Origin of the sequence: Salinivibrio sp. HTSP, assembly GCF_003390965.1 — a bacterium.
Lineage (GTDB): Bacteria > Pseudomonadota > Gammaproteobacteria > Enterobacterales > Vibrionaceae > Salinivibrio > Salinivibrio kushneri.
This window is the reverse complement of the sequence record NZ_PXUD01000018.1, coordinates 58932-66889: the sequence shown is the minus strand read 5'-3', so window position 1 is coordinate 66889 and position 7958 is coordinate 58932. Positions and strand designations below refer to the sequence as shown.

Here is a 7958-nt window from a genome sequence, read left to right as displayed (position 1 = left end):
TCAAGACCGGTGCTTTCAACCACTCAGCCATCTCTCCGGAACGCGGCGTATATTATTGGGTTCGCTGTGGCTTGTAAACCCTTTATTTGCCGCTTTTTGTCTGCTCGCTCAAGCCGTGATCAGGTTGGCGATATTGGTAGCAAAAAGCGATTAGCTTGCCGCCAACCGCCCTGCTTTTAACTGAGAGACGTTAGCTGAGTCTCTTTACCGCGCAGTAATTATAGCGCGATAAAAATACCCGCCAGTGCCGCACTCATTAGGTTGGCAAAGGTGGCAGCAATCACCGCGCGCACGCCTAAGCTTGCCACATCTTTGCGACGCTCGGGCACCATGGCACCAATCGAGCCGAGCTGAATGGCAATCGAGCCAATGTTGGCAAAGCCACACAAGGCAAAAGTCACTATCACCTGGCTTTGCACCGACAAGTTGGCTTTGATATCGGCAAAGGACAAGAAGGCGACAAACTCATTAAGTGCGATTTTCTGGCCTAAAAGGTTACCGACGGCAAACACTTCGTGCACCGGCACGCCAGTAAGCAATGCTAGGGGTGAGAATAAATAGCCGAACAGGGTTTCTAGGCTTAGGCCTTCGAGTTCAAACAACTCGCCAATACTCCCGAGCCCGGCGTTTAGCATCGCAATCACGCTGATAAAGGCCACTAGCATGGTGCCGACGGCCACCGCGACTTTCATGCCATTCATCGCGCCGCTGGCTAAGGCGTCAATCGCGTTCGCTTGATCGCTATCGCTGATTTCAACCTGGTTTTGCTCCGCCGGTGTTTCCGTCTCAGGGACGATGATTTTGGCCATCAATAGCCCGCCCGGTGCGGCCATAAAGCTCGCCGCAATCAGATATTTCAAATCCACACCCATCGCCGCATATCCGCCTAACACACTGCCGGCCACCGAGGCCATGCCGCCGACCATCACGGCGAAGAGTTCAGAGCGGGTCATTTTGCTAAGAAAAGGGCGAACTACCAAAGGAGATTCGCCCTGAGAAAGAAAGATGTTGCTGGTCGCGACCAAGGATTCTGCGCGGCTGGTGCCGAGTAATCGCTGTATGCCGCCGCCGAGGAGTTTTATAACCCACTGCATAATGCCGAGATGATAAAGGAGAGAAATCAGCGCACTGATAAAAATGATTAACGGCAGTACTTTAACAGCGAAAATAAACCCATCGTTCGCCAGTGGCCCAAACACAAACTCGATGCCTTTGTTGGCAAATGAGAGTAGTTTAGCCGCGCCATTACTCATAGCCCCAAGCATGGCTTGACCAAAGGGAATATAGAGCACCAGGGCAGCAAACCCGGCTTGCAGGCCAAACGCGCCTAGCACTGTTCGCCAGTTGATGGCTTTGCGATTGGTGGAAAATGCGCACGCGCACAGGAACAGAGCGACCAGACCTGCCGCACTATAGAGAAGTTGCATAAATAGATTACCTTGCCGTTGTGTTGCACTTGCGGTACGGATGAGTACGACACGCTGCCGGGGTGGCAAGAGGTTCCATCATGCGTTACATCGTACCGCGGGTTCGGTGAAGGTGGGCCCGACCTTGGACGCTTTTTCTTCAGCCGCGAATCGCGACACAGTCACTCTTTGGCTATCGCTGTGCAAAGAGCACATGTTGGGCGAGCATTCTATTGTGATTAATCTCTCATTTCCAGCATAATTTGACGCTCGATCACACTTATTGAGTGGTTGTTGACCATTGCAAACGGCCCTTTTGGCTTTGTCTTGTCCCTCAGACAATGGTCGGATGTTTATCCCTCTCTTTTTGTGTCACGTTGTCAGTGTCTATCATTCACACTCGGCATCACGCCTACGCTTAACAAATTTGGCAAGATTAGTTGACACGTTTGGCTCATATGATATTCATGGGTGGCTATTGACAAAATTATTGAAGGAAAAGTGATAAAAATAATCCTCAATGGCAAAAACAAAAGCAATAGCGCTAAAAAATAAAACAAAGCAAACACAACAACGCAACCACAATAAAGGAAACACACATGCAAACCGTCTCTTCGCATCAGGCAGGATCTAGCTTGTCGGTGATGCAACGTCTACGCGCATTGGGGCCAGGTATCATGATGGCCGCGGCAGCAGTAGGCGGCTCTCACCTTGTTGCTTCGACCAAAGCCGGAGCCATTTATGGCTGGCAACTCGCGGCATTGATCCTGCTCGTTAACTTGTTTAAATACCCCTTTTTTCGAGCAGGCGTACAATATACTGCGGGAACCGGTGAAACCTTGGTCGAGGGCTATGCGCGTTTAGGTCGCCCTTACCTGTGGCTGTTTGTCGCACTGAGTGCCGTATCTGGTGTCATTAACACCGCGGCCTTGACCTTATTTAGTGCCAGCTTGCTCAGCTATTTTGTGCCGTTTGATCTCTCACTAACGGTGCTCTCGAGCATTATTGTGGCTACCTGCTTAGTCATCTTGATTGCGGGACATTACAAAGCGCTGGATACCTTATCAAAAGTGATCATGGCGACGCTGACTTGCGCCACCTTGGTGGCAGTGACGATTGCCGTGGGGAATCCTGTCGCGGTTGAACCCAACTTCAATGCACCCTCGATTTGGTCTGTCGCCGCCATCGGCTTTATTGTGGTGACCATGGGTTGGATGCCCGCTCCGATTGAAATTTCTAGCATCACCTCGGTGTGGCTCAAGCGTAAAGCGCAATCTGAGCCGATTAACGCCAAAGCGGCGCTGTTTGATTTTAACGTTGGTTACATCGGTACCGCGCTGTTGGCGATTGTGTTCTTATCACTCGGTGCCTTGCTTCTGCATGGCAGCGGGGTGGAGTTAAAGCAATCGGGTATTGGCTTTTCGCATCAGTTAGTGGGTCTGTATGCCGCCACCATTGGTGAATGGTCGCGCTATTTGATTGCCGTGGTGGCCTTTTTCTGTATTTTCGGCAGCACTATTACTGTGATCGATGGCTATGCGCGAGTGGTGTCTGAATCGCAACGCTTGTTGCGTGAACAAACAGAAGCCGAAGCGCACCCGGCTATCGCACAAGGCTGGATGATGCTGATCTCGGTGTTGGCACTGGCGATTGTGGCGTTTTGGACGGGTGCACTGCTGACCATGCTTGATTTTGCCATGGTGGCCGCGTTTGTTACCACGCCCTTTTTTGCATTGCTCAACTATATTTTGGTGACCAAGCACCGCTTGCCGCCTGAAGTGACCATGAGCAAAGCAATGCGTGCATTGGCAGTCACCGGCTTGGTGTATTTGTTCGGCTTTTTGGCCGTATTCGTCTGGTGGAAGTGGTTGATGTAACAAAGTTTACCTTGTTCACGCTTAAAGGGCTGGGTTAACATCCTTTTACAACTTCAGCAACGGTGTTGGGCGTGGATAAGGTATTATTGACTTTATAAAAGCCAGTCGTGGTTTAGGTTAAGGACGTGGGCGGCTTGAAAAAGTGAACGACTGCCCACATAACTGTCGTATATAGAAATGGATTGTTAACCCAACCGGGAGAACGTTATGAACGATCGTATCGTTTCGCACAGCCAGTCACAGCAGAGTGCGTTATCTACAAACAAAGTGCTTCGTAATACGTATGCACTGCTATCGATGACACTGATCACCAGTGCAATCGCGGCCTTTATCGCTATCGCTGTCGGCATCGGCCCAATGATGTCGCTAGGTATGACCCTAGGTGCGTTGGCGATCGTGTTCTTTGTGCTACCTCGCACCATGAACTCCTCCGCCGGTATTGTATGGACCTTTGTGTTCACCGGCCTTTTGGGTGCCTCGTTAGGCCCAACGCTGACCTACTACCTGAGCCTATCTAGCGGCCCAGGCATTGTGATGCAGGCGCTCGCCACCACAGGTATGGTGTTCCTAGGCCTGTCGGCATATGCCATTACCTCTAAGAAAGATTTCTCTTTCATGGGTGGTTTCTTGGTTGCCGGTGTGATTGCCCTTCTGGTGGCAATGGTCGCGAACATTTTCTTACAGATCCCAGCGCTGAGCTTGGCAATCAGCACCATCGCGGTACTGATTTTCTCAGCCTTTATTCTGTATGACACCAGCAACATCATTAATGGCGGCGAGACCAACTACATCCGCGCCACCGTGTCGCTGTATTTGAACATCTTCAACATCTTCGTTCACATGCTAAGCATTCTTGGCTTTATGAACGACGACTAACCCCCAAGGTTTAGTCAGTCACAAACACAAAGAGCCGGCACGCGCCGGCTTTTTTTTATGGCTGCGTTTTTTATCCCTAAAAGCGGGTGATTGCAAAGCGCGCCCACTCAGTGCGGCGCGCCACATCCCGCACAGTGAGCGCCAGTTGCACTCGCCCTCCCTGCTCGCTATGCTTTGCAGCCTTAATCAAAGCGATAACGTCCGGTCAGATGACGAACAAAGGTAAAAGTATGCTGGTGTATGAAGGTGAAACCATTGCGACGGATGCGCAAGGGTATTTAAAAAATGTGGACGATTGGCACGAAGCCCTGGTGCCGCTGCTTGCCGAACAAGAAAACATTGCGCTGACCGAGGCACACTGGGAAGTGATTCACTTTGTCCGCCATTTTTATCAAGAGTACAACACCTCACCGGCGGTGCGTTTGTTGGTTAAGTCGATGGAAAAAGAATACGGCCCAGAAAAAGGCAACAGCAAGTACTTGTTTAAGCTGTTCCCGAAAGGCCCAGCCAAACAGGCCACCAAGCTGGCAGGCTTACCCAAGCCCGCTAAATGCCTCTAGTGATCGAGGCCGACAAGTCCCGAGGCCGATAAATCAAGCGCCGCCACACCCTCGCGGCGCATGTAACGATTGGCACTAGGCTCTATGTTATTGAGACCTGTTATTAAGACGCTATAAGATGGCGAACCCATCAACGGCGCGCCATTCCGCTCCTTCTTTGTCAACCTGATCGACGCCTGCTGTCGGTGGCCCTTTATCTAACCACGTCATTAACGCGTCCACTGACTCCTCGCGGCCACAGGCCAATACCTCAACGCGACCATCCGGCAGATTTTTCGCGTATCCGGTCAATGAAAGCTTTAACGCTTCATGGGCGGTGTGATAACGAAAGCCAACCCCCTGAACGTGACCTGTGACATAGGCTTTGACACATTTTTGAGACATCTGTCACCTCTGCTATATTCCCATTGCAAAACGACACCTGTATAACGCTACATGAGACAAGTCGTTTGACAGGATGGCGTCATGAAAGAAGTTGCGTTTCGATGGATTGATAAATACTTTATCCACCTTCGGCTACAAGAAAAATTTTACCTTATCTTTTTCCTCCCCTTACTCGCAATGGTTGTGATTGCGCTTACCTTGGATGCTGCTTCGGATACCCGTGTGGCACACAAAATGGAAGCGGAAGGTCAAGCCATTCAAGCCATGGTTGAAAAATACGACCTCCCGAAAGGCGAGGTGCAAACCTTACTCAATAACCAGCAAACCGGTTTTACCTTTAATGGCAATGAGCTTGCCTACCAAGTCGACGGCTCGCTGTTTAGCCATATGAGCACCACCGATTGGAGCCTGCTCCTTGGTATGGTGCTGGTGATTGCGGTGCTGATTTACTACATCATGACCTTTATTGGCGGTGCGATGTACACCATGAACCAAGCTTTATTAAAGCTAGCAGAGGGTGAACTGAGTTACCGAATGAACTTTATCCCTGTTCGTGATGAGTTTAGCCAAATTGCCGTTACTATCGATAAAGTGCTCGAGCGCGAGCAAAACTTGGTGAAGGCGATCCAGGAAAGCGCGGAAATGATGGATGGTCTGTCCTCCAGTCTGCAGCAGCGTAGCGATGAAAGTGAAGCCTTGGGTGAGAGTCAGCGCCAGTATCTTGATTCACTGGCCAGTGCCACCGAAGAAATGGCCGGCTCGATTCGCGAAGTAGCCAGCCATGCCACGGACACCTCGACCCAAACGCAAGAGGCCACCGAGGCGGCAAACCAGGGGCGTCAGCAAGTTCAACAAACCATGAGCGCGATTAACGGCCTTGCCGCTGAAATTGCCCAAGCGGCAGATAAAGTCAGCGAGCTGAGCAAAAACGCCGAGCAAATTGGCACCGTGGTAACCACCATCAATGGCATCAGTGAACAAACCAACTTGTTGGCCCTTAACGCCGCAATTGAAGCGGCACGTGCCGGTGAGCAAGGCCGCGGCTTTGCCGTGGTGGCCGATGAAGTACGCACTCTGGCCAGTCGCACCCAAGAGTCCACGGTAGATATTCAGTCGATGATTGAGTCACTGCAAACGCATACCGCGGAGCTGCGCCGGGTGATGGAAGGCACGGTTGAAAATGCGTCGTCCAGTGAAGCGGCGGTGCAGGAAATTGATACCGAAATTAGCCAAATCGCTGAGCGCAGTGGCACCATTGCCGATCGCAGCACCGAGATTGCTGCCGCTGCTGAACAGCAAGGCAATGTCGCGGGTACGATTTCGCAAGATGTGGAGCAAGTACGCAGCCAGTCTACCCAGGTTGCCCAAATGCTGCGTGACTCCGCCACTGAAGTGAGCGAGCTGGGCGCACAGGCGCATCAATTAAAAACTTTAGTGGCAGGGCTTCGCACCTAATTCCTTGGTCTACCCCTCTCACACTGGTTATCACGCGCCCTTCCCTGGGCGCGTTTTTATTGCAATGTCACTCACCTTGCTCGACAATACCCGCCCTTTTTTTCTTGAGCCGCAAGTCACGTCATGATGCAGGTGCCCCACTCAGCATTTTGACGTGTTTTGCACCACCCATTGTTAGGAACCATCATGACTGCCACTGTGTATCTCGCCAAAGGCCGCGATAAATCCATCAAACGCCGCCATCCTTGGATTTTCTCACGCGGGATCACCCGCGTGGAAGGCAAGCCCGGACTAGGTGACACTGTCACGGTTTGTGACCATCAAGGCGAGTTTTTAGGCATGGGGGCATTTTCGCCGCAATCACAAATTCGGGTACGCATGTGGTGCTTTGAAAAAACCGCCATCGACAGTGACTTTTTCCTTGCCCGTATTCGTGCGGCAAAATCGCTACGTACCATGCTCGCTAAACGTGATGGACTCACCGGATACCGTCTCTTGGCCGCTGAGTCAGACGGTGTGCCCGGTATTACCGTGGATAAATACGATAACTACTTGGTGTGCCAATTGCTCAGCGCCGGGGCGGATGCCCAACGCGATAACCTAGTCACCGCGCTACGCAGCGAATTCCCTGACTGCCATATTTACGAGCGCTCGGATGTGGCGATTCGCAAGAAAGAAGGCCTCAAGCCTCGCGTGGGAGTGTTACACGGTGAGGAGCCGCCGGCCACTGTCACCATAGAAGAAAACGGCGTGGCGATTGAGGTTGATATTGCTAACGGCCATAAAACCGGTTTTTACCTCGACCAACGTGATAGCCGCGAACAAGCGGTGAAATACATGGATGGCAAACGCGTCTTAAACTGCTTTTGCTATACGGGCGGTTTTGGCTTGTATGCGCAAAAAGGCAATGCCAAACACGTCACTAATGTAGATGTGTCACAGCCGGCGCTCGATAGAGCCAAAGCCAATGCGGCGCGAAACGGCTTTGATCTCACGCGTGCTGAGTTTATTAATGCCGATGTGTTCAAGCTGCTGCGCACTTATCGCGAACAAGGTGAACGCTTTGATGTGATAGTAATGGACCCACCGAAGTTTGCCGAGTCGAAATCCCAACTGAACGGTGCATGCCGTGGTTACAAAGATATTAACATGCTCGCCATGCAGCTGCTGAATCCAGGCGGTGTGCTGCTCAGCTACTCTTGCTCGGGCTTAATGGATACGGGTCTGTTCCAAAAGATACTGGCAGATGCCGCCTTGGATGCGGGTAAAAACGTACAATTTATCGAGCGCTTTACACAAGCTGCCGACCACCCCACTCACAGTGCCTACCCAGAAGGGTTCTATCTGAAAGGCTTTGCTTGTCTGGTGCAATAAGCCGCAAGCGGTATCGCACATTTTGT

General features: G+C 51.5%; 7 protein-coding genes. 5 read left to right on the top strand and 2 right to left on the bottom strand.

The window, feature by feature from the left end:
- Positions 1-218: 218 nt before the first annotated feature.
- Positions 219-1427 carry a NupC/NupG family nucleoside CNT transporter gene (locus C7A19_RS04395; RefSeq protein ID WP_116644284.1) on the bottom strand — a complete coding sequence of 403 codons (1209 nt, stop codon included), beginning with the start codon at positions 1425-1427 and terminating at the stop codon, positions 219-221.
- A 578-nt stretch (positions 1428-2005) separates the two neighbouring features.
- Between C7A19_RS04395 and C7A19_RS04390 the strand changes: the two genes are divergently transcribed.
- From C7A19_RS04390 to C7A19_RS04380, 3 genes are all read left to right on the top strand, one after another.
- Entirely contained in the window at positions 2006-3283 is a 1278-nt protein-coding gene (locus tag C7A19_RS04390; protein ID WP_116644283.1) for a divalent metal cation transporter, read from the top strand.
- A gap of 207 nt (positions 3284-3490) precedes the next feature.
- A complete protein-coding gene (locus C7A19_RS04385; protein WP_046073363.1) occupies positions 3491-4159 on the top strand; it encodes a Bax inhibitor-1/YccA family protein in 669 nt (222 codons plus the stop codon).
- Between the two features lie 230 nt (positions 4160-4389).
- Entirely contained in the window at positions 4390-4719 is a 330-nt protein-coding gene (locus C7A19_RS04380; protein ID WP_025672953.1) for a TusE/DsrC/DsvC family sulfur relay protein, read from the top strand.
- Between the two features lie 111 nt (positions 4720-4830).
- Here C7A19_RS04380 and yccX read toward each other — a convergent pair whose 3' ends face one another.
- Positions 4831-5103 carry an acylphosphatase gene (yccX, locus tag C7A19_RS04375; RefSeq protein WP_069362831.1) on the bottom strand — a complete coding sequence of 91 codons (273 nt, stop codon included), beginning with the start codon at positions 5101-5103 and terminating at the stop codon, positions 4831-4833.
- A gap of 81 nt (positions 5104-5184) precedes the next feature.
- Here yccX and C7A19_RS04370 point away from each other — a divergent pair, with 81 nt between their 5' ends.
- Together C7A19_RS04370 and C7A19_RS04365 are read left to right on the top strand one after the other, a co-directional pair.
- Complete coding sequence (locus C7A19_RS04370) at positions 5185-6558, top strand: methyl-accepting chemotaxis protein (RefSeq protein WP_116644282.1); 1374 nt, start codon at positions 5185-5187, stop codon at positions 6556-6558.
- Between the two features lie 186 nt (positions 6559-6744).
- Positions 6745-7932, top strand: coding sequence for a class I SAM-dependent methyltransferase (locus tag C7A19_RS04365; protein ID WP_116644281.1), 1188 nt, complete (start codon positions 6745-6747; stop codon positions 7930-7932).
- Positions 7933-7958: the final 26 nt, after the last annotated feature.